Annotated in this window: 20 protein-coding genes; 8 read left to right on the top strand and 12 right to left on the bottom strand. The window is 63.4% G+C overall.

All coding sequences use genetic code 11. From position 1 onward, the window contains the following. Window positions 1–54 precede the first annotated feature (54 nt). Together A9K65_RS13280 and A9K65_RS13275 are read right to left on the bottom strand one after the other, a co-directional pair. On the bottom strand, window positions 55–912 hold the full coding sequence (locus tag A9K65_RS13280) for an ABC transporter substrate-binding protein (protein WP_013530365.1): 858 nt from the start codon (window positions 910–912) through the stop codon (window positions 55–57). A gap of 93 nt (window positions 913–1,005) precedes the next feature. Continuing rightward, window positions 1,006–2,013 carry a 2-oxoglutarate and iron-dependent oxygenase domain-containing protein gene (locus A9K65_RS13275; protein WP_064994665.1) on the bottom strand — a complete coding sequence of 336 codons (1,008 nt, stop codon included), beginning with the start codon at window positions 2,011–2,013 and terminating at the stop codon, window positions 1,006–1,008. A gap of 101 nt (window positions 2,014–2,114) precedes the next feature. On the opposite strand from A9K65_RS13275, the gene A9K65_RS13270 reads away from it, so the two are divergent. The 4 genes from A9K65_RS13270 to A9K65_RS35950 all read left to right on the top strand — a co-directional run bounded on the left by A9K65_RS13270 (window position 2,115) and on the right by A9K65_RS35950 (window position 4,466). Beyond that, window positions 2,115–3,059, top strand: coding sequence for a nucleoside hydrolase (locus A9K65_RS13270; RefSeq protein WP_013530363.1), 945 nt, complete (start codon window positions 2,115–2,117; stop codon window positions 3,057–3,059). A 114-nt stretch (window positions 3,060–3,173) separates the two neighbouring features. Then, on the top strand, window positions 3,174–3,848 hold the full coding sequence (locus A9K65_RS13265; RefSeq protein WP_013530362.1) for a TetR/AcrR family transcriptional regulator: 675 nt from the start codon (window positions 3,174–3,176) through the stop codon (window positions 3,846–3,848). A 180-nt stretch (window positions 3,849–4,028) separates the two neighbouring features. After that, window positions 4,029–4,196: a LysR family transcriptional regulator gene (locus tag A9K65_RS35955; protein ID WP_224621640.1), complete on the top strand. Its 168-nt coding sequence runs from the start codon at window positions 4,029–4,031 to the stop codon at window positions 4,194–4,196. Between the two features lie 36 nt (window positions 4,197–4,232). Then, window positions 4,233–4,466, top strand: a complete 234-nt coding sequence (locus tag A9K65_RS35950; RefSeq protein WP_224621641.1) for a LysR substrate-binding domain-containing protein — start codon at window positions 4,233–4,235, stop codon at window positions 4,464–4,466. A 243-nt stretch (window positions 4,467–4,709) separates the two neighbouring features. On the opposite strand, the gene A9K65_RS13255 is transcribed toward A9K65_RS35950, so the two are convergent. From A9K65_RS13255 to hisS, 5 genes are all read right to left on the bottom strand, one after another. Further along, window positions 4,710–5,813 carry a calcium:proton antiporter gene (locus A9K65_RS13255; RefSeq protein ID WP_064994664.1) on the bottom strand — a complete coding sequence of 368 codons (1,104 nt, stop codon included), beginning with the start codon at window positions 5,811–5,813 and terminating at the stop codon, window positions 4,710–4,712. A 69-nt stretch (window positions 5,814–5,882) separates the two neighbouring features. Continuing rightward, window positions 5,883–7,655, bottom strand: a complete 1,773-nt coding sequence (locus tag A9K65_RS13250) for an AMP-binding protein (protein ID WP_064994663.1) — start codon at window positions 7,653–7,655, stop codon at window positions 5,883–5,885. 333 nt (window positions 7,656–7,988) lie between these two features. Next, on the bottom strand, window positions 7,989–8,687 hold the full coding sequence (gene hisG / locus A9K65_RS13245) for an ATP phosphoribosyltransferase (protein WP_064994662.1): 699 nt from the start codon (window positions 8,685–8,687) through the stop codon (window positions 7,989–7,991). After that, window positions 8,684–9,805: an ATP phosphoribosyltransferase regulatory subunit gene (locus tag A9K65_RS13240; RefSeq protein ID WP_064994661.1), complete on the bottom strand. Its 1,122-nt coding sequence runs from the start codon at window positions 9,803–9,805 to the stop codon at window positions 8,684–8,686. Before A9K65_RS13240 ends, hisG begins: the two co-directional genes overlap by 4 nt. A gap of 60 nt (window positions 9,806–9,865) precedes the next feature. Continuing rightward, a complete protein-coding gene (hisS, locus tag A9K65_RS13235; RefSeq protein WP_064994660.1) occupies window positions 9,866–11,368 on the bottom strand; it encodes a histidine--tRNA ligase in 1,503 nt (500 codons plus the stop codon). 248 nt (window positions 11,369–11,616) lie between these two features. Here hisS and A9K65_RS13230 point away from each other — a divergent pair, with 248 nt between their 5' ends. Next, the gene (locus A9K65_RS13230; protein WP_024502332.1) at window positions 11,617–11,868 is read left to right on the top strand and encodes a hypothetical protein; all 252 of its coding nucleotides are present in this window, start codon (window positions 11,617–11,619) and stop codon (window positions 11,866–11,868) included. Between the two features lie 2 nt (window positions 11,869–11,870). On the opposite strand, the gene A9K65_RS13225 is transcribed toward A9K65_RS13230, so the two are convergent. After that, window positions 11,871–12,509 (bottom strand): DNA-3-methyladenine glycosylase I, encoded by a 639-nt coding sequence (locus tag A9K65_RS13225; RefSeq protein ID WP_013530355.1) that lies wholly within the window; start codon window positions 12,507–12,509, stop codon window positions 11,871–11,873. A gap of 213 nt (window positions 12,510–12,722) precedes the next feature. Here A9K65_RS13225 and A9K65_RS13220 point away from each other — a divergent pair, with 213 nt between their 5' ends. Together A9K65_RS13220 and A9K65_RS13215 are read left to right on the top strand one after the other, a co-directional pair. Then, window positions 12,723–13,460 (top strand): L,D-transpeptidase, encoded by a 738-nt coding sequence (locus A9K65_RS13220; RefSeq protein WP_032808011.1) that lies wholly within the window; start codon window positions 12,723–12,725, stop codon window positions 13,458–13,460. Window positions 13,461–13,720: 260 nt separating this feature from the next. Then, window positions 13,721–14,641 (top strand): bifunctional 5,10-methylenetetrahydrofolate dehydrogenase/5,10-methenyltetrahydrofolate cyclohydrolase, encoded by a 921-nt coding sequence (locus A9K65_RS13215; protein ID WP_064994659.1) that lies wholly within the window; start codon window positions 13,721–13,723, stop codon window positions 14,639–14,641. An 18-nt stretch (window positions 14,642–14,659) separates the two neighbouring features. On the opposite strand, the gene glcF is transcribed toward A9K65_RS13215, so the two are convergent. The 4 genes from glcF to A9K65_RS13190 all read right to left on the bottom strand — a co-directional run bounded on the left by glcF (window position 14,660) and on the right by A9K65_RS13190 (window position 20,372). Continuing rightward, the gene (glcF, locus tag A9K65_RS13210) at window positions 14,660–15,985 is read right to left on the bottom strand and encodes a glycolate oxidase subunit GlcF (RefSeq protein WP_064994658.1); all 1,326 of its coding nucleotides are present in this window, start codon (window positions 15,983–15,985) and stop codon (window positions 14,660–14,662) included. Window positions 15,986–15,995: 10 nt separating this feature from the next. Then, on the bottom strand, window positions 15,996–17,201 hold the full coding sequence (locus tag A9K65_RS13205; RefSeq protein WP_064994657.1) for an FAD-binding protein: 1,206 nt from the start codon (window positions 17,199–17,201) through the stop codon (window positions 15,996–15,998). A 223-nt stretch (window positions 17,202–17,424) separates the two neighbouring features. Beyond that, window positions 17,425–18,921, bottom strand: a complete 1,497-nt coding sequence (locus A9K65_RS13195; RefSeq protein WP_064994790.1) for an FAD-linked oxidase C-terminal domain-containing protein — start codon at window positions 18,919–18,921, stop codon at window positions 17,425–17,427. 128 nt (window positions 18,922–19,049) lie between these two features. Continuing rightward, window positions 19,050–20,372 (bottom strand): DUF3422 family protein, encoded by a 1,323-nt coding sequence (locus A9K65_RS13190; protein ID WP_064994656.1) that lies wholly within the window; start codon window positions 20,370–20,372, stop codon window positions 19,050–19,052. Window positions 20,373–20,578: 206 nt separating this feature from the next. Here A9K65_RS13190 and A9K65_RS13185 point away from each other — a divergent pair, with 206 nt between their 5' ends. Further along, window positions 20,579–21,382: an FCD domain-containing protein gene (locus A9K65_RS13185; protein ID WP_032808722.1), complete on the top strand. Its 804-nt coding sequence runs from the start codon at window positions 20,579–20,581 to the stop codon at window positions 21,380–21,382. Window positions 21,383–21,397 lie beyond the last annotated feature (15 nt).

The raw sequence follows: 21,397 nt of genomic DNA, 5'->3' as shown, positions 1-21,397 counted from the left end.
GGAAAGCATGATCAAAGTTTTAGAACAAAGTGCGTCCGACTGGACAAAACTTTGTCAGTCGGCGCGCAACGCCTCCATGCTGCCGACGAAATAGGGCTCCTTGATCGCGTAGGCGCCCATGCCGTATTTGTCGAGAATAGCCTTGTAGGTGCCGTTCTTGAACAGCTCGGAGAGTGCGCCCACCATCATATCGGCGGTCTCCTTGTCGTCCTTGGCGATCGCCATGCCGAGCGGCGCGACTTCATAGAGGGTCGGCAGCACCACGAGCTGGCCCTTGCTGGTGACCTCGAAATAGCTCGAGGCGGTCGCATCGTCCATGCGGGCGTCGACGCGGTCGGACAGCACCGCCTGGACGATATCCGTCGACGAGTTGAAGACCGATTTTTCGATGGCTGCCTGGCCCTTGCCGGTGCAATCCGTGCTCAGCTTGTCGACCAGGAAATCCGATGCGCTGCCTGCCGAAACGCCGATCCGCTTGCCGCAGAGCGGGGTGTCGCCGCTGAAACTCGCCTTCTTGTCCGGCGACGTCGAAACAGCCAGGCCGGCCTTCAGGAACATGACGAAATCGACCTGCTTGAGCCGCTCCGGCGTGGCGGAGAAAGTCTCCCAAGCGACCTTGAAACGGCCGGCCGCCAGGCCCGGTATCATCGAGGGGAAAGGTGTGCGCGCCACGTCCAGCTTGGCGCCGACCAGCTTGGCCACCTCACCGGCCAGTTCTATGATAATCCCGGTCTGTTTGCCGTCGGCGTCGAGATACTCGAAAGGCGCATAGTCCAGCGTGTTGGCGACGGTCAGCATGCCGGTCTGCTGAACCTCGGCCGATTTCGTCACCTTGGCGGCGCCTGAAGGTCCGCTCCAGGCTATGGCAAGTGCGGCCAGCGCCAAACCTGCCATCTGTAAATGTGCTCTCATTTTCGTTCCCCTTTTTTGATTACAACGGTTCCTGCAGTCTGCTCTCCAATCAGGGCCTCGCGTCCTCATCGCCGCAGCCAAGCATTGATCCGTCTATGTACCGGCTGCTTCCGCAGCCTTTTTCTTGCGGTAATGGTAGTTCTTGTCGATGCGCTCCATCAGATAGTCGCCGTAGAGCACCGGCTCATATTTCGGCTGGCTACCGGCCGGCACGCAGACCGGCAGCGCCTCGATCGTTTCATCCATGGACGGGTCGAAGAAGAAGGGCTGGGAATAGCGCTCGCGCCCCGACCGGTTGATGACGCGATGCGGCGTCGAGACGAACTGGTCGTTCGACCAGCGCGCCAGGATGTCGCCGACATTCATCACGAAGGAGTCCGGGACCGGAGGCGCGGGAACCCATTCGCCCGCCTTGTTCTTGACTTCCAGGCCGCCGACATTGTCCTGCGCCAGCAGTGTAATGAAGCCGTAATCGGTGTGAGGGGCCGAACCGAATAGCCCCTCCTCATGCGGCTGCGTCGGGTAGTGCAGCAACCGCAGGAAGGTTGTCGGCTGATCGAAATAACGGTCGAGACTGTCGGTCGGAAGTCCAAGCGAAAGAGCGATGGCGCCGACCATTTTGCGGGCCAGTGTGCTCATCTCATCGACATAGCGTTCAATCGTTGGCCTGAAGCCAGCAAGCGTTGCCTCGTCCGGCCACTGGTTGGCACCCTGCAGCGGCTTGTCGGCCAATGTCCTGGGGTCGTCGGCCTCGACCTCGTGCATGAAGAAGATCGATTCGCTCTGGTTCGGCTTGCTTACTGTCGCCACCGACGACGTCACGATCGTCGAGCCGGCAAAGGGCAGGTAGCCGCGGAAATTCCTGTCGATCTTCAGCGCCAGTTTCTGCTCCTCGGGCAGAGCGAAGAAGCGCTTGCTGGCTTCGCGAACCGCTTCGACGTCGGCACGCGGGATCGGATGCCCGACGACATAGAGGAAGCCGATCGTCTCGAGATGGCGGCGCAGTGTCGCCGCCGTCGCGGCGATCGCTTCCTGGTCATCGCCATAGAGCGCCGACACATCGATGATCGGAATTTCGGAAAAGTCGCCGCGTGCGTCCATTCGAACACCTTCTCTTGAACATAAGATACAGTACTGTATTTCTACACATCCAAATCGCCTCAGCAATAGGCTTTCGAGCGCAACGGGAAAAACGCGGCACAATGGCACCACGCAAGATAATCATCGACACCGACCCAGGTCAGGATGACGCGTTCGCGATCCTTTTCGCGCTAGGCTCGCCAGCCGAACTCGAGGTAGTCGGCATCACGACAGTCGGCGGCAACGTGCCGCTTGCCCTAACGTCGAAGAATGCGCTCAAGGTCGTGGAACTTGCCGGACGACCCGATGTGCCGGTCTATGCCGGCTGCCCGGCGCCGATGGTGCGCAAGCTGATCACGGCCGAGTATGTTCACGGCGAAACGGGCCTCGACGGCGCCGATCTGCCCGAACCCGTCACACCGCTGCAGAGCGAGCACGCAGTCAATTACCTGGTGCGCACGATCATGGATGCGCCGGAAGGCGCGTTGACCGTCTGCACGCTCGGGCCGATGACCAACCTGGCCATGGCCATGACCATGGAACCGAAAATCGTCCCTCGGCTGCGCGAAGTCGTGCTGATGGGCGGGGGCTTTTTTCAAGGCGGCAATGCCACGCCTGCCGCGGAGTTCAACATCTTTGTCGATCCGCATGCCGCGCACAAAGTGTTCGACAGCGGCGTCCCGGTGACGATGGCCGGCATCGACTGCACCTACACTGCCCTGATGACGCCTGAATGGCTCGACGCCCTGCGCGCCACCGGCAGTCGCGCGGCGATCGAGGCCGCCAACATGGCCGACTTCTATCGCCAATACGGCACCCACAAATTCGCGACGGCGGCGCGTCCCATCCACGATGCGTGCGTCACCGGTTACCTTCTGGCCCCGGGGATCTACGAGCAGCGCCAGTGCGCCGTGACGGTCGATATCGTCTCGCCCGAAACCATAGGCATGACCGTCGTCGACTGGTGGCACGTCACCGGCCGCCGCAAGAACTGCAATGTCCTGCGCCGGATCGATCCGGCGCCGTTCTTCACGCTGATGCTGGAGCGAATCAGTGCACTGCCCTGAAAATGCGTATCCGGCGATAGACGGTGACACGGAGAATTGCGAAGCAGTCACGGGGCGGTTCGATAGGCGAATCGGCCATGCGCGTTGCGCGCGGCGACGAAGGTCTCGAATTTCATGAACGGGAAAGGCGTGCTGGCGAAAACGAAACGACCGCCTCGACCGGCGGTGCGATCAAAAGCGGCGCGGCAGACGCTCAGCCGTGAGGCCTGGATTGCGGCGGCGCGCAAGGTGCTGGAAAAGCGCGGCATCGGCGAGGTCAAGATCGACCGCCTGGCGCAGCAGTTGAAGGTCACGCGGGGCAGCTTCTATTTCCATTTTGCCAGCCTGGCGGACCTTCGCGGCGGCCTCTTGCAGGAATGGCGAAACAGCAATTGCGCGCCGTTCTGGGCGATGCGCGAGATCCACGACATAGACGGCCTGCAGTTCTTCACCGACATCGTGCATGTCTGGGTGGATGAAGCCCCTTTCAGCCCGCTGCTTGACCTGGCTGTTCGCGATTGGTCACGGACATCGAAAAAGCTCGCTCAGGAAGTCAAGGACATCGACGATCTGCGCATCGCGCTGCTCATCCGGGCGTTCCGCGCCATGGGCTATTCGGAAGACGAGAGCATCGTGCGGGCGCGCATCACCTATTTCCACCAGATCGGCCAGTACGCACTGTCCTTCAAGGAAGACCCGGCCGTGCGCCGCCGCTACCAGCCACTGTTCGGAGAAGTGCTGCTCGGACCGCTCGTTCAAGAACCCGGCACGGCGCCGAAGTCGACGGAGATGCGGGCCGATCGTCGTTAGGACCTCTGGCTGGAAACAGTCGTGCCATCTGGAACGGTCGGGCCGCGTTGTGGCGAGGAGCAGCACCTGTCGCAAAATCGCCATAGGCGGCAGTAAACTTCGAAGCCATTGTCCTTCAATCTCCGGAACCGTGCTAGAGAGCGCTACCGATTGAATAGCGCCTGCTGGTTCGAGGTCCCATTGACAAAACGGCTATCGGATTTCGACGTTGGCTTGCTGCTGACACTCGATGCGCTGTTGAAGCACCAGAACGTCACCCATGCGGCGTCGAGATTGAACATTACCCAATCGGCCTTGTCGGCCCGCCTGACGCGGCTGCGTCAATTGCTGAACGACCCTGGCACTTGAGCCCGAACTCGTCCGGCTGCTCGGTTGAGCGATTTCGTGAATACTGCTCATCTGTTCGACCCCGCCACAAGCAAACGTGTCTATCGCATTGCCGCAACGGACAATCCGGCAGCGATCCTGGCTCCGGACCTCATTCCGCGGTTCAAATCCCAAGCTCCCAACGCAAAGGTCGCCTTTACGGTGCCCGACAAGCCGAGGATCGTCGAGCACCTGGAGCAGGGCGACATCGATCTCTTCATCGGAGCCGCGGAAGACGTTCGAGTGGCCTGATCAGGCAGAAACTGTTCGAAGAGGAATTCGTCACCGCCCATGGGCACGGCCATCCGCGCGGCAAGGGACCGATCACCCTGGACGAATTCTGTGCCCTCGACCATCTGCTCATTTCGACGATGCAGCGCCATGGCGGCGTGGACGCCCCACCGATGTTGGATGCCAATCGGGGTTTACAGCCGACGTCGGCCATTGCCCAGCCGCAGCGCGAGCCAGCCCTCAAGCGCCAACCTGAGCCAGAGTTCATGGCACAAATATAAGAAATATATATGTAAGAAATACCACGATATGGACAGCGCCCGTCAAGAATGTTGTTCTTTCAGTACTAAAGCTCACATTGCATATGAAGAGCGCTAAAATCAAAAGCACTGTGTCAGTCGCTGGAAGCCCCAGGGTTAACCCTCTGCCCGTCAGCAGGCTGGCGGCTGCGACCGCCGGTATTGTCAAACCGATTGTGGCGCAAGCGGAACCCATCGCGACATTCAAACCGCGTTGCAGCTCATTGTTGAGTGAAGCGCGAACCGCCGAAATGGCCTCCGGCATCAACACCAGCCCGGCGATCATTGCCCCCACAATGCTGTCAGCCTGGGTCACCTGGTAGGCAACGAGCGTATCTTCGACGCTTGCCGCGACCTGCTCGGCGAGCATGACAATGCCGATCAGGCCGGCCATCAGCAACAGAGCGCTGGCAAAGACGCTTTCGTGCGGAGCAGTCCGCAGCGAAACGCCGTGGGCCTGCCCTTCGACAAAGTCTTCCCGGTGGCGGACGGTCTGCGCGAACACAAAACTTGCATAAAGCAGCACCGAAAGCACGCTCACAAAACCAAGTTGAGCTGCCGAAAATGTGCCCGGCCCCGTAGCTTGTGTGTAGGTTGGCAGAATAAGCGTCATGATGGTCAGCGCGATCAGAACCGCCAAATATGCGCTGGTCCCTTGTCGAACAATTGCCTGCTTGCGATGGCGCCAGCCGCCAAGCGCAAGACACGTGCCGACGACGCCGGTAGATGCAATCATCACCGTTGAAAAGACGGACTCACGCGCAAGCGTAGGGTTGTTCTCTCCATGCAGCATCATGGAAACGATGATCGACACCTCGATTGCCGTCACGGCAAAAGTCAGCACCAATGTGCCGTAGGGCTCTCCTACACGCCGAGCCACCGCCTCGGCGTGGTCGAGCACCACGAAAATGGTGGTGAACATGATCGCACTCGAAAGCGCTCCGACGAGTATCCTGACGCCCAGCGAACCTTCGTCCGCCGACACCCCGCCTGCCCTGACGGCGACAGCCATGACCAAGGCGGCCAGCGGCATCGCATATGAAGTCACCGAACGTCCGAAACCGCTCATGCAAGCCCCTGCGCGCTGCTGCGAACCGTGGCTGCATTCGCGCACCGACAGATCGAAGCGTTCACCCGTTCACGCCGTCTTCTGCGTCACCAAGCCCAGCTCCTCCACCATCGCCTCGCGCATCAAGAACTTCTGCGGCTTGCCGGTCACCGTCATCGGCAATTCGGTGCGGAAGCGGATGTGGCGGGGGATCTTGTAATGGGCGATCTGGCCGGCGCAGAAGTTTCTGACCTCCTGCTCGGTGGCGATCTGGCCGGGCTTGAGCACGATCCAGGCGCACAGCTCCTCGCCATATTTGGCGTCGGGAATGCCGAACACCTGCACCTCCTTGACCTTTGGATGGCGGTAGAGGAATTCCTCGACCTCCCTGGGATAGACGTTCTCGCCACCGCGGATGACCATGTCCTTCACCCGGCCGACGATGTTGCAATAGCCCTCGGCGTCGATGGTGGCGAGGTCGCCGGTGTGCATCCAGCCGTCGCTGTCGATCGCCTCGCGGGTCTTGTCGTCGTCGTCCCAGTAGCCCTTCATCACCGAATAGCCGCGCGTGCAAAGCTCGCCCGGTACGCCGACCGCAACTGTAGCGCCATCGGCAGCGACCGCCTTGACCTCGACATGGGGGTGGATGCGCCCGACGGTCGAGACGCGCTTTTCCAGGGGGTCGTCGACGCCGCTCTGGAACGACACCGGGCTGGTCTCGGTCATGCCGTAGGCGATGGTCACCTGTTCCATATGCATCAGCGACACCACCTTTTTCATCACCTCGATCGGGCATGGCGAACCGGCCATGATGCCGGTGCGCAGGCTGGAGAGATCGAAGGCGGAAAAATCCGGATGATCCAGCAGAGCAACGAACATGGTCGGTACGCCATAGAGCCCGGTGCAGCGTTCCTGAGCCACAGCCTTCAGCGTGGCGCCGGCGTCGAACCCTTCTCCCGGGAAAACCATGGTGGCGCCTTTCGAGACGCAACCCATCGTGCCCATCGACATGCCGAAGCAGTGGTAGAGCGGCACTGGTATGCAGAGCCGGTCGTCGGCGGTCAGCTTGATCGCCGAAGTGACGAAGTTGCCGTTGTTGACGATGTTGCCGTGGGTCAGCGTCGCGCCCTTGGGGGCTCCCGTGGTGCCTGAGGTGAACTGGATGTTGATGGCTTCGCCCGGCTTCAGCTTCTCCGAGATGCGGTCGAGGCTGTCATGCTCGTCACGCCCGGCCATGGCCAGCACATCACCGAAATTGAACATGCCGGGCGAGTTCTCGTCACCCATGCGGATGACGATCTTCAACGCCGGCAGTTTTTGTGCCTTGAGCTTGCCCGGCGTGGCCTTGGCGATCTCGGGTGCCAGCGTCTCGATCATGCCGAGATAATCTGACGTCTTGAACCTGGCAGCGGTGACCAGCGCCTTGCAGCCGACCTTGTTCAGCGCATAGTCGAGCTCGGTCAACCGATAGGCCGGGTTGATGTTGACCAGGATCAGGCCGATGCGGGCGGTGGCGAACTGCGTCACCAGCCATTCCCAGCGGTTGGGCGACCAGATGCCGACACGATCGCCCTTTGCCAGGCCCAGCGCCAGGAAGCCGGCAGCCAGCGCATCCACCGTGTCCGAAAGTTCGCTCCAGGTGAAGCGCTTGTTCTGGTCGACGAAGACGGCGGCGTCGAACGTGCCGTATTTGCTGACCGTCTCGGAAAACAGCGCGGGGATGGTCTTGTCGAGCAGCGGCACGCTGCGTTCGCCAGAGACATGCGCCCTACCATCGACGGGTTCGACGAAGACACCGCCCGCTCGCGCTCCGCGTCCACGCAGATTGCTGGCATTCTTCAGCTCGTCGAGATTGACCGGCATCGCTCTCTCCTCCCGGGATTGGCCGAGCCTATCAGCCTGAGGGGGTGGTGAAAATCCCGCCGATAGTCGTGGCAAGGCAACGATCCGGCCCACGACGCTTCGGGGCCTTCGTTGGTTGATGAACATCAACGCAAAAACCCGCCTGGGGCGGCGGGTCACTGGCGCAAATCAGCACCATGGGCAAAAATGTAGCATAGCTGCCCTCACCAGTCAAGGAAATAATTCCTATACAGGAAAACCCCGGCGCAAAGCTACCGACGCCGCGGGACGGCCGCCGTCAGGGTTTTCAAGCCGGGTTCGGAGCCCTGAGGGGCAGCGGGCGAAGGCCCGCCGCTATCCGACCGCAGTCGCCATCTTCGCCGCGATGTCGCGCAGGACCGCTTCATCGGCCGCCGCCCGTGTCTTCCTGGACGCCACGAGACAAGCCTGCGAGCGCAGGACGAGGCCATCGCCCAGCACCTTGAGATGATTGGCGCGTAGCGTCGAGCCGGTGGTTGTGATGTCGACGATGACATCGGCCAGACCCGCCGCCGGCGCACCTTCGGTGGCCCCCAGGCTCTCGACGATGCGGTAGACCTGGATGCCGTGCTTCTGCGAGAAGAATTGCTGGGTCAGCCGCCAGTATTTGGTGGCGATGCGCAGCCGCCGGCCATGGCGCTGGCGAAAATCGGCAGCGACGTCGTCGAGATCGGCCATGGTGTCGACGTCGAGCCAGATGTCCGGCACGGCCACCACGACATCGGCATGGCCAAAACCGAGACGGGCGACGATTTCGGCGCGGCTCTCCCAGTCGGCAAGGTTTTCACGCACCAGGTCCTCGCCGGTGATGCCGAGATCGACGGCACCCTGGCCGATCTCGCCTGATATCTCGGAAGCCGACAGGAACACCACTTCGACATCGTCCAGGCCCTCGACGCGGGCGTGGTATTTGCGCTCGTCGCCGGGCAGGCTGACGGCTAACCCGGCTTTGGCCAGCACGTCCAGCGCCTGCTCTTTCAGGCGGCCTTTCGACGGGATCGCCAGCGTGATCATGGCGCCGTCTCCCGCAATGCCTCGATGCGGTCGAGCCAGACCGAAAAGCCGACGCCGGGGATAGGCGTCTTGGCGCCAAGCAAGGTCAGCAGCCGGTCATAGCGGCCGCCGCCGACCAGCGGCCGGTCGCCATTGTCGGCCGCGATTTCGAAAACCAGGCCGGTGTAGTAGTCGAGCGGGCGGCCGAAGGCGGCGTCGTAGCGGATTTTATCAGCCGGCAAGCCATGCGCTTCGATCGCCTTGGCGCGGGCAGCGAACTTTTCCAGCGCGACATCGAGCGACAGACCGGCGTCGGTGGCGAAGGTCTCCAGCGCCTGGGCCGCGCGATCTAGCGGAACGTCGATCGCCAGAAAATCCTTCAGCGCGGAAAACGCCTCGCTCGACAGCCGAACGCTGCGCAATTCGGCTTTCTCGATCAGCCGCCGGGCAATGTCGGATGGCGAGCGTCCGGCGGACGCCGACAGGCCGGCCTCTTCCATGCCGCTGGCGATATGGGCGGAAAGACCGTCCAGATCACCGTCGAGGACCAGAGCGGCGACCGGACCTGAGAGCTGGCTGTTGCGCGGCGGGTTGGCGAGATCGGCGAGTGCCGCCTCAAGCATCGGCGACGAGCCGAACGCGCGGGCAAGACGCATGCGCCAGCCGCGCGGCAGGCCAAGGGCGGCCAGCACCGCCTCGAAAATGGTCTGGTCGCCAAGCGTGATCGCCAATGCCTGGCTAGGCAGCACCAGCGACAGCAGCGCATGCGCGTCGGCCACCGAGCGGGCATCCGCTTGCGCGGTATCGCGGTCGCCGAGATCCTCGATGCCGGCCTGGAAGAACTCGTTGCCGCCTTCGCGGCGCTGGCGAAACACCTCGCCCAGATAGGAATAACGGCGCGGCGTGCCGGCCTGCGAGCTGATGTGGTCGAGACAGACCGGGATGGTGAATTCCGGCCGCAGGCACAATGTCTGGCCGGTCTCGCTTTCAGTCAGGAAAATCCGGCGGCGCAGATCCTCGCCGGCCATGTCGAGGAACGGGTCGGCGGGTTGTAGTATGGCGACCTCGACCGCATGCGTGTTGCGCGTGGCGAAAAGGTTGGTGATGTCGGTGGAGATGGCGGGGGTGCGGGAGGTCAACTTGCTGACCTCAGTGCTGCACGACCCTCTGGTCCCAAACCAGAGGCGCCAACGCGGCCTCTACTTGCCACGCGCCCTCTCCTCAGCCTGCGCCGCCAATATCTTCCTCACCTCGACGACCAGCTCGCCCTCCGCCACCGTCACCTGCGCCGGGCGCGCCGCGCGCCATTCGGCGTTGTCTGATATTTCGGCAGACATGCGCGCGCCTTCGATCAAATCCTTGATCTGCAGCTCGCCCTTGGCGCGCTCGTCGCCGCCCTGGATGATGGCGACCGGACAGCCGCGGCGGTCGGCATATTTGAGCTGCGCCTTCATGCCGGCGCCGCCGAGATACATTTCGGACCGAATGCCGGCGGCGCGCAGCTCCGCCACCATCTTCTGGTAGCGGCCGAGGCTGTCGGTGTCCTTGTCCATCACCAGCACGACGACCGGCGCAATCACGTCCGAGGCATCAAGCTTGCCGAGGTTCTTCAGCGCGGTCATCAGCCTGGAGACGCCGATGGAAAAACCGGTCGCCGGCACCGGCTCGCCACGGAAGCGCGAGACGAGGCCATCATAGCGCCCGCCGCCACCGACCGAACCGAAGCGAACGATCTGGCCGTCTTCGTTGGGGATTTCGGCCAGAAGCTCGGCCTCGAAGACAGGGCCGGTGTAGTATTCGAGGCCGCGCACGACCGAGCGGTCCATGGCAATCCGGTCTTCGCCATATCCGGCCGCCCTGACCAGCGCTTCAATCGTGGCGAGTTCGCCGACGCCTTCCTGGTAGATCGCGTTCGAACTGACCATGGAATCCTGGCCGGCCTGTATAGTCCTCGCAGTCGCGAGAAGAACCGCCTCGGCTTGCCCGTTGTTCAATCCGGCGCCCTTGGCGAAGTCGCCTTCGCCCTCCTTGCCGCCGTCCCAGCGGCCCGGGCCAAGCAAAAGCTTCACGCCTTCCGGCCCGAGCTTGTCGAGCTTGTCGATCGCACGCAGCACCGTCAGCCGGCGGCCGGCATTCTCCTCGCCGCCAAGGCCGATCGCCTCCAGCACGCCATCCAGCACCTTGCGGTTGTTGACGCGGATGACGTAGTCGCCGCGCTTGATGCCCAGCGCTTCCATGACGTCGGCCATCATCATCGCCATTTCGGCGTCGGCGGCCACACCCGGCGTGCCGATCGTGTCGGCATCGAACTGCATGAACTGGCGGAAGCGGCCGGGGCCGGGCTTCTCGTTGCGGAACACCCAGCCTGAGCGATAGCTGCGGTAAGGTTTTGGCAGCCGCTCGTAATTCTCGGCGACATAACGCGCCGTCGGCGCGGTCAGGTCGTAGCGCAGCGACAGCCACTGATCGTCGTCATCCTGGAAGGAGAACACGCCTTCGTTCGGCCGGTCCTGGTCGGGGAGGAATTTTCCGAGCGCATCGGTGTATTCGATCAGTGGCTGGTCTGCCGGTTCGAAGCCGTAAAGCTCATAGACCGAGCGGATCGTCGCCATCATCTTCTCGACGGCGCGGATGTCCTCGGCGCTGCGGTCGGCAAAGCCGCGCGGCAGTCGCGCTTTCGTCTTTTCCGATTTATCGGCCATGGGGTGTTTGCTCGGCGTTTTATGATGCTTGCAGGTCGGCAATGTTGCGATTTTCGCAACGCGGGTGTCCTAACCGAAGAGGTCGGATGCGGCAAGGGTCAGACCTCTGGCGCTGCCGAGGAGAGAAGGCGACGCCGCACCTCCTTGAAACCAATCCGGACCGCAAATGAAACAATCCCGCCATGCGTGCGGCATCGTGCCGACACAATCGCCGCCGATAAAGCGCGGGAAATGAGGGGTTCGCGGCCATGACCAGCACAGCAAGATTCCATGCCATCGACAGCGATGCCGGATTGTCCGCACGCTTGCGCCCGGCCGACATCAACGTCCCGAAAATGGTCAGCCAGGCTGCCGGACCGTTCGAAGTACCCGCCGACACCGGCAAGGGACCATCCATGCGCGACGCGTTGATGACCGGCCTGCTGGTGATCTATCCGACCCTGGCCACGGTGGTGGCGATCGTCGCCGGCCTGGTGCTGGCCAGCGCCAACGGCACCTGAGCCTATTTCGGCCGCCTGAAAGCCTTCCGCTGCTTCTCGACCTCTTGGCGGCAGGCGCAGCCCTCGAGGTGGTCGTTGACCAGGCCCATGGCCTGCATGAAAGCGTAGACCGTGGTCGGGCCGACAAAGCTCCAGCCGCGCTTCTTCAGCTCCTTCGAGATCCGCACCGAGACGGCCGTTGTCGGGTTCGCGCGCAGATGGGCGAGGTCGACGATTTGCGGCCGCTCGTCCTTGCCGGGTTCGAACTTCCAGAACCAGGCGGCCAGTGAGCCGAATTCGTCCACCATTTCGCGGGCGCGCCTGGCGTTGTTGATGGTCGAGACGATCTTGCCGCGATGGCGGATGATGCCGGCATTGCCGAGCAGGCGCTCGACATCCTTGTCGGTGAAGCTTGCTACCTTGTCGAATTCGAAATTGGCGAAGGCTTCGCGAAAATTCTCCCGCTTGCGCAGTATGGTCAGCCACGACAGGCCCGACTGAAAGCCTTCCAGGCAGATCTTTTCGAACAGCCTGCGGTCGTCGGCCACAGGCCGGCCCCATTCATGATCGTGATAGTGCAGATAGTCGGGCAGATTGCCGTGCCAGAAGCAGCGCGCGACACCGTCGGGGCCGGCGAGCAGGCCGGTGTGTTCCTTGTCCATAGGCCAAAATCCGTTCGTTAACGCGCTTTGCGCGGCATTTACTGCGGCTTTACCAGATTCCTGAACCCGGCGGTAACCACACCAAAAGGTTTACTGACAAAGCCGCATTTTACGCATTCCGATTCATGTTTCGGTTGCTGCTTGCGCGCCAATGATCGCCGAACCGGGAGGACGTTTCCACCCGTTTGTATCAGACGATCAAGGTGCGTTACGATGAAGACAGTGTTGTTTCCCGTGCTCGGCGCCGTGGCTGTGTTTGCCGCCGGCGTCACACCCTCAACCGCCGGCGACCGCTATGCCGACAGGCCGCCGGTGATGGTGAGCCCCGACCTTTCCGCACCCTGGGTGCTGCAGCTTGGCCACGCGCCCGGCATCGTGCGCCAGAACCGGCAGGTGGTGCAGCAGCAGCGACGCCTGCGCCCGGCGCAGCCCGACCGGGTGCAGACGGCGGCGGTGCAGCCGCCGGCCAAGCGCATGGTCGCGCGTCCCCAGATCAACCCGATCTACCTGCCGCAGGAAGTCGACTATGACGGAGGCCAGAAGCCGGGCACGATCGTCATCGACACCACGCAGAATTTCCTCTTCCTGGTCGAGAAGAACGGCAAGGCAAGGCGCTATGGCGTCGGCACCGGCAAGCCGGGTTTCGAATGGTCGGGTACGCACAAGATCACCAACAAGCGCGAGTGGCCGGACTGGCGCCCGCCGGCGCAGATGATCAAGCGCGAAGCCGCCAAGGGCCGCTATTTGCCGACCTATCTTGCCGGCGGCATGGAGAACCCGCTTGGTGCCCGTGCGCTCTACCTCGGCACCACCGAATACCGCATCCATGGCACCAACCAGCCGTGGACGATCGGCGGCGCGGTGTCGTCGGGCTGCATCCGCATGCGCAACGAGGACGTCGTCGATCTCTATGAGCGGGTCAATGTCGGAACCACGGTCGAGGTGATATAATAGTCCTTGCGAATCACCTGGCCGGCAAAGCAGTCCGCGTTTCGAGGCCAGTTTAGGGATACGGGGGACGGGCCGTATGGGGATGCGGCCGGTCAGGAAGGGCAGCACGGGAAACCGCGCTGCCCTTTCCGTTTTGAGCAGAAATCGAGGGCAAAAGGCCACCCACGCGTCGCGCAACGGGCATAGCGGTTCGCTTTCATGCTGCCCTTTGCCGCGTTCTTTTGCTATCTGGGTGGCAAGTTCCACAAAAGAGTTCACCCATGCCTCTGTCCGAAGACAGCCGTTATCTCAAGGGCGGCCCGGTCGCCCAGCGCATCATCGCCGCCGTTGCCGAGGACGCAGCGATCGCCAAAGCCGAGGGTTTTCCGCCCAAGCTGATCTCGATCACCGTCGGCGACACCGATGCGGTGGACGTCTATGTGCGCAACCAGCGCGCCAAGGCTGAGCTCGCCGGCATCGATTTCGAGGAACGGCGCTTTCCCGCCACCATCACAGCAGGCGAGTTGGAAGCTGCGATCCACGGCCTGAATGCCGATCCGCGCGTTACCGGCATCATCATCCAGCGGCCCGTGCCAGCGCATATCCCCATCAAGACGCTGCAAGCGGCGGTGCATCCGCTGAAGGATGTCGAAGGCATGCATCCGGCCTCGATCGGCAACATCGTCTACAACCAGCTCGATCTCGCGCCTTGCACGGCGGCCGCCTCGGTCGAGCTGCTGAAGGAGACCGGCCTCGACCTCAAGGGACTGGAAGTCGTCATCGTCGGCCATTCGGAAATCGTCGGCAAGCCGATCGCCTTCCTGTTGATGAGCGAAGGCGCGACGGTGACGGTCTGCCACCACATGACGCGATCGGTCGCCGCCCATGCAAGGCGCGCCGATGCGCTGTTCGTCGCCGTCGGCAAGCCGCGGCTGATCAAGGCCGACATGGTCAAGCCGGGCGCTGCCGTCATCGACATCGGCATCAATTCCGAAATCGGCCCCGACGGCTCAAGCCGCATCGTCGGCGACGTCGACACTGAAAGCGTGCGCGAGGTCGCCTCCTGGATCACCCCGGTGCCGGGCGGCGTCGGCCCGATCACGGTCGCCATCCTGCTGCGCAACACCATGGTCGCGCTCAGCCGCCAGCGCGCGCTCTACGAGGCGACTTACGGCACGGCGGACAGGCTCGCGGCGGAGTAAGCGCCCGCCAAGGTCGTCCTATTCCGCCGCGATCAGGGTCTCTTCCAGAACACCTTCCGGCCTCGGCCCGCCATAAGCCCAGTCGAGTAGCTTGATCGTGTGCACCACCGGCATCTTCGCGGCGGAAGCGATTTGCGTGATGCAGCCTATGTTGCCGGTGGCAACGATCGAAGCCCCCGTCGCCTCGATGTTTTTCACCTTGCGGTCGCGCAGTTTGGCCGAGATCTCGGGCTGCAGGATGTTGTAGGTGCCGGCAGAGCCGCAGCAGAGATGCCCTTCGCGCGGCTCGCGCACGATGAAGCCGGCCTTGGCCAGCAGTTCTTTCGGCTGGCGGGTGATCTTCTGGCCGTGCTGCATCGAGCAGGCCGAGTGATAGGCAACGACAGTGCCCGACTTGCGAACCGGTTCGGGCAGGTCGAGGGTCGAGAGATATTCGGTAACGTCCTTGGCCAGTGCCGAGACGCGCGCGGCCTTGTCGGCATAGGCCGGGTCGAGCCGCAGCATGAAACCGTAGTCCTTGATCGTCGTGCCGCAGCCCGAGGCGGTGATGACGATGGCATCGAGCCCGCCCTGGTCGAGGGCGCGTGTCCATGCGTCGACATTCTGCCTCGCCGAGGCAAGCGCGGCCTGTTCGCGCCCCATATGATGGACCAGCGCACCGCAACAGCCTTCGCCCGGCGGCACCAAGACCTCGACGCCGAGCCGTGTCAGCAGCGAAATCGTCGCCTCCTTGATGGCGGGATCGAGCACCGATTGCGCACAGCCGGTGAGGATGGCGATGCGACCTCTTTTGGTCCCCTCCCCGGCATGGATGCCCGGCGAGCCTATCGGCGACGCTGCCGGGATCGACGCCGGCGCGAGCTTGAGCATCGCACTGAGCGGCTTCAGCGCCGGAACCTTGTCGAACAAGCCTATGAACGGCTTGCCCAGCTTCGCCAGCTTGAGCGCGGCGCGAAAGCGCTGGGGATAGGGCAGCACGAAGGCCAGCATGGCGCGGGTCAGGCGGTCGAGCAGTGGCCGCTTGTAGGTCTCCTGGATATGGGCGCGGGCATGGTCGACCAGATGCATGTAGTTGACGCCCGACGGGCAGGTGGTCATGCAGGCAAGGCACGACAGGCAGCGATCGATATGGGTGACGATCTGCTTGTCGGCCGGACGGCCGTTTTCCAGCATGTCCTTGATCAGGTAGATGCGCCCGCGCGGTGAATCGAGCTCGTTGCCGAGCGTCACATAGGTCGGGCACGTCGCAGTGCAGAAGCCGCAATGCACGCATTTGCGCAGGATCTTTTCCGATTCCGCGACATGCGGATCGGCAAGCTGGGCAAGCGAAAAATTGGTCTGCATCGCTGATGTCCTAGGCCATGCGGCCGGGATTGAAGATATTCTTGGGGTCGAATTCCTGTTTCAGGCGGACCGATAGTGCAGCAAGAGCGGGCGGCTGCGGCTCGAACACCGGTAGAGCGGCGCGATGCGAGGGTGCGGCGCGCACCAGCGTCGCATGGCCGCCGCCATGTTTCCTCAACAGCCCGCGCAGCAGAGCGGCTTCCGGATCGCCCTGTTCCATGCGCAGCCAAACCAGTCCGCCCTGCCAGTCATAAAAGGCGCTGACGGCGGCCTGCATGCGCAGCGTCAGGACCATCTGGTGGCTCTGAGAAGGCGTCATCGAGATGCGCCAGACCGGCTTCTCGCTGCCGTCGGCGAAAGGCCTGCAATCGCGAACGTCGCGCCAGATCAGCCGCGAAACCTCGCCGCCAATCTCCTGCAGCGGGCCGGCATTGCCGAGCAGCGTTTTCAGCGCGGCGATGCGGTAGGCGACCGACGGGCCGAAACCCTCGACGCGCAGCAGCGTGGCGGCCTCGCTGCCGAGACTGCCGCTGGCGACGCGCGCGGCGATCCGCTCCGGCAGGTGGGCGGCACTCGATACTTCAGCACTCGAGCCAAGCGCCAGGGCCATGGCGGCGGCCGCGGCATCGTCGAGCAGGCTACGGATGGCGAGCGTGACTTCGGTCTCGGCTGCCGGCAGCACCTTGAAGGTGACGTCGGTGAAGACGGCCAGCGTGCCCCAGCTGTTGGCCATCAGCTTCGACATGTCATAGCCGGTGACGTTCTTGACCACGCGACCGCCCGACTTGAAGGCCTCGCCACGACCGGACACCACATTGATGCCCAGGACATGGTCGCGCGCGGCCCCCGCCTTGAGCCGGCGCGGACCGGAGAGGTTAGCGCCGAGCACACCGCCGATCGTACCTTTGCCCGGTTCGCCACCAAGCAGCGGGCCGTAATCCATCGGCTCGAAAGCGAGCTGCTGGCCGTTTTCCGCCAGCAGTTTTTCGATCTCGGCCAACGGTGTGCCTGCCTTGGCCGACAGCACCAGTTCAGCCGGTTCATAGAGCGTGACGTCAGATAATTTCGACAGGTCGAGCGTGTGTTCGGTTTGCAGCGGCCGGCCGATGCCACGCTTGGAGCCATGGCCAAGGAGTTCGAGCGGCGCCTCTTCCGCCACGGCCCAGGCTATGGTGGAGAGGACTTCGGATGGGGTGGTCGGGGTGAAGGTGGTCATGAAGAGACCGCGCCAGATGCGAGTTCGGATATGCCGAGTTCCCTGGCGCCCCCCTCTGTCCTGCCGGACATCTCCCCCTCAAGGGGGGAGATCAGATGTCGCATATGGCTTCGCCAATCTTCAATGATGACGGAAGGGCGAGGCGCGCAAGCTGCCAATCTCCCCCCTTGAGGGGGAGATGTCCGGCAGGACAGAGGGGGGTGTTCACGCGCCGTCATCACCCTCAAAACCTCGGAATGTCCGGAAACGCCACCTGCCCGCGGTGCACATGCATCCGCCCAAGCTCGGCGCATCGCCGCAGCTGCGGGAACACCTTTCCCGGGTTGAGCAGATGGTTGGGATCGAAGGCGCATTTGACCCGCATCTGCTGGTCGAGATCGATCTGGGTGAACATCTCCGGCATCAGGTCGCGTTTCTCCACGCCCACACCGTGTTCGCCGGTCAAGACGCCGCCGACCTTGACGCAGAGCCGCAATATATCGGCGCCGAAGCTTTCGGCCTTGTCGAGTTCGCCCGGTACGTTGGCATCGTAGAGGATCAGCGGATGCAGATTGCCGTCACCGGCATGAAAGACATTGGCGACCCCGAGACCGTATTTTTCCGACAGCTCGCGCATGCCGGCGAGCACGCGCGGCAACTCCTTGCGCGGGATGGTGCCGTCCATGCAGTAGTAGTCGGGCGAGATGCGGCCGACGGCCGGAAACGCCGCCTTGCGGCCGGCCCAGAAGCTCAGCCGTTCCTGTTCGGACTGCGAAATGCGGCAGGTGGTCGAGCCGTTCTTGTAGGCGATCGCCTCGACAAGGCCGATCAGATGATCGACCTCGACGCCCGGCCCGTCGAGCTCGACGATCAGCAGCGCCTCGACATCGAGGGGATAGCCGGCATGAACGAAATCTTCCGCCGCATGGATCGCCGGCCGGTCCATCATCTCCATGCCGCCCGGGATGATGCCGGCGCCGATGATGTCGGCAACGCACTGGCCGCCCTGCTCGCTGGTCGGGAAGCCGATCAGCAGTGCACGTGCCGTCTCCGGCTTCTTCAGGATGCGCACGGTGACCTCGGTGACGACGCCGAGCAGCCCTTCGGACCCGGTCATGACGCCGAGCAGGTCGTAGCCTTCCGCATCGAGGTGACTGCCGCCCAGCCGCACCACCTCGCCATTCATCAGCACCATCTCGATGCCGAGCACATTGTTGGCTGTGAGGCCGTATTTCAGGCAGTGCACGCCGCCGGAATTCTCCGCGACATTGCCGCCGATCGAGCAGGCGATCTGGGAGGATGGATCGGGGGCGTAGTAAAAGCCCTCCTGCTCGACGGCGGTGGTGATGCCGAGATTGGTGACGCCCGGCTGGGCAACGACGACGCGATTGGGAAAATCGATCCCGAGGATACGGTTGAAACGGCTCATGACCAGCAGCACCGCGTCCTCGAGCGGCAGCGCCCCGCCCGACAGCGAGGTGCCGGAGCCGCGCGGCACGACGCGGATGTTGCGGTCGTTGCAGTATCTCAACACGCGCGAAACCTGCGCCACCGTTTGCGGCAGCACGACAACCAGCGGCAGCTGCCGATAGGCGGTCAGGCCGTCGCTCTCGAAAGCGCGCATGGAATTGGCGGCGTCGACAACGCCCTCACCCGGCACGATGATGCGCATGTCGGCGACGATCTCGTCGCGCCGGCGCATCGTGGCATCGTCTGGTTTCGGCATGGCCAGGCCGGACATCAGCAGCCTCATTTCGCTTGACTGGTCAAAATCTTTTACCAGTGAAGCGCGTTGGGTGCAAATCCTGTAATGGCGGCGAATCCAACTTCAAGGCGGAGACAGGCTTACGCAGCGGCAATCTGCCGCTGCTATTCGCCGGGCGGCTTGCCGGGTTCGGAGTGCATCCGACGCACGCGGCGCACGCCCCACCAGACCAGCAGGATGGCGACAGGCACCGAAGCAGCGGTAATGATCTCCGGCGCGAAGGCATGGCCGAAGATCGAGGCGCCCTTGGCGACATAGCCGACAAGGCCGACCACATAATAGGAGACGGCGGCGACCGAGAGCCCCTCGACGGTCTGCTGCAGGCGCAATTGCAGGCGGGCGCGGTTGTTCATCGAGGCAAGCAGGTCGCGGTTCTGCTTCTCGACCTCGACATCGACCCAGGTGCGCAGCAGCGTCGTGGCGCGGGTCAGTTTTCGCGATAGATTTTCCTGCCGCTCCTCGACCGAGCGGCAGGTGCGCATTGCGGGCGCCACACGGCGCTGCAGGAACCCGCGCCATGTGTCATAGCCGGGCACAGCCTCTTCCTCGAGTGCGTCCAGCCGTTCGCCGACGATGCCGTCATAGGCGCGGCTGGCGCCGAAACGGTAAAGGCTCGACGCCGCGTCCGCCTCCAGCTCCGCCGCAAGTTCGGTCAGATCGGCCAGCAAGGTCTGGCTGTCCCGTGTCCCGGCGACCTTCATCTCCAGCGTGGTCTGCGCCAGCCGGTCTTCGATGCGGCGGGCGCGGCCGGACAAGGTCAACGCCAGCGGCAGGCCGAGCATGGCCAGCGTCCGATAGGTTTCGATGTCGATAAGCCGCTGCGACAACGCGCCGGTGCGCGCCGGGGTCAAGCCGCGATCGAGCAGCAGCATGCGCGTCAAGCCATCGCCATCCTGGCGAAAATCGGTAACGATGGCGGCGTTTCCGCGCTCGACCAGCGAGTAGCACAGGCTGGTCGGATCGAAACCGGCTATCAGTTGCTCGCTTGCTTGCGTCCATTTGCGGATTTCGAGCCTGATGCCGGAGATGCAGGTTCCCGGCGGGGAAAACCCGTTGCCGAAGGGTGAGTCCTCCTGCGTCCTGCCGCTTTCGGAAGGCGGCCCTTCCCACAAATAGGTCGAGAATTCGGTGTGCCGCTCCCAGCGCAGCGAGCCCTTGCCCCATTTCATGGCATGGTGGCGGGCCTGGCGATCGGGCGCGGCGATGCCGAGGCGCCGCGACAGTTCGGAAAGCACCGCGTGGTCGACGCCGGAGCCGCCCTCCGTCATGAAGGCGAGTTGCATCAGGACGCGTGGCTTTTCGATCAGCGGATGCGGCCGGGCATGAACCTCGCCGAGTGCGCCGGGCCGGCCCTCATGCGCGGGAAAGCCCATGACGCTGCCCTTGGCGCGCGGCTGGAATTCGAGATCGGACGGGTCGTCTGACACGGCTTGTTCCCCGGGGGTTTCCTTGAACCCGCTTGCACTCGCGTCCCTCTAGTGCCAATGGCCTGACGACGCAAACGGCAAAGTTAGCCGAAGATCACGGGATCGGGCGGGAAATCGGCCTGCTTTTTGTCAATTGGATAAATAATTTGACCAGTTGGCGAGGCAGGCTCTATTCTGCGGCATCGGTTCACCTTCCAGGCATTCTGTTGAGCGACATTTTTTCCAGGATCGAGCATTCGCGCACCGCCGACGAGGTGGTGCAGCAGATCGAGAGCCTCATCCTCGAAGGCGTGCTGCGCACCGGCGACCGGCTGCCGGGCGAGCGCGAGCTTGCACGCCAGTTCGACGTATCCCGGCCGATCCTGCGTGACGCCCTGAAGGCACTGGAAGGACGCGGCCTTTTGACGACAAGGCCCGGCGGCGGCACGCATGTCGCCGATGTCATCGGCCAGCTCTTCACCAAACCGGTGACGGACCTGATCTCGATGCACCGCAAGGCAGTGACCGACTATCTGGAATACCGCCGCGAGATCGAAGGGGTTGCGGCTGAATATGCGGCACGGCGCGCCACCCCAGACGACATGGCGCTGCTCGATAAGATCATGGCACGCATGGACGATGCGCACCGGACCGGCGACTTCGACGACGAGGCCGAGATCGACGTCGAGTTCCACCACGCGATCTGCGAATGCGCGCACAACATCATCCTTTTGCACACGCTGCGCTCCTGTTATCGGCTGCTGTCGGAGGGCGTGTTCCAGAACCGGCTGCTGGTGTTCACCGTGCCCGGCGCGCGCGACGCCCTGCTCGCGCAGCACCGGGCGATCCATGCGGCGGTGAAGGCCGGCGACCCGGCCACCGCCCGCCAGGCGGCGATGGACCACATCACCTATGTCGAACGGTCGATGGCGGAGGCCGAGCGCAGCGGCGACTGGCAGCGCGTCTCGCGGCTGAGGTTGAAACAGCGCGTTGACGCCACCGATACAGAACCAGCACGCAAACGCTCCTAGCTATCGAAACGGGAA

The organism is Mesorhizobium sp. WSM1497 (assembly GCF_001672455.2).
GTDB lineage: Bacteria > Pseudomonadota > Alphaproteobacteria > Rhizobiales > Rhizobiaceae > Mesorhizobium > Mesorhizobium ciceri.
This window is presented reverse-complemented; position numbering and strand designations above follow the sequence as displayed.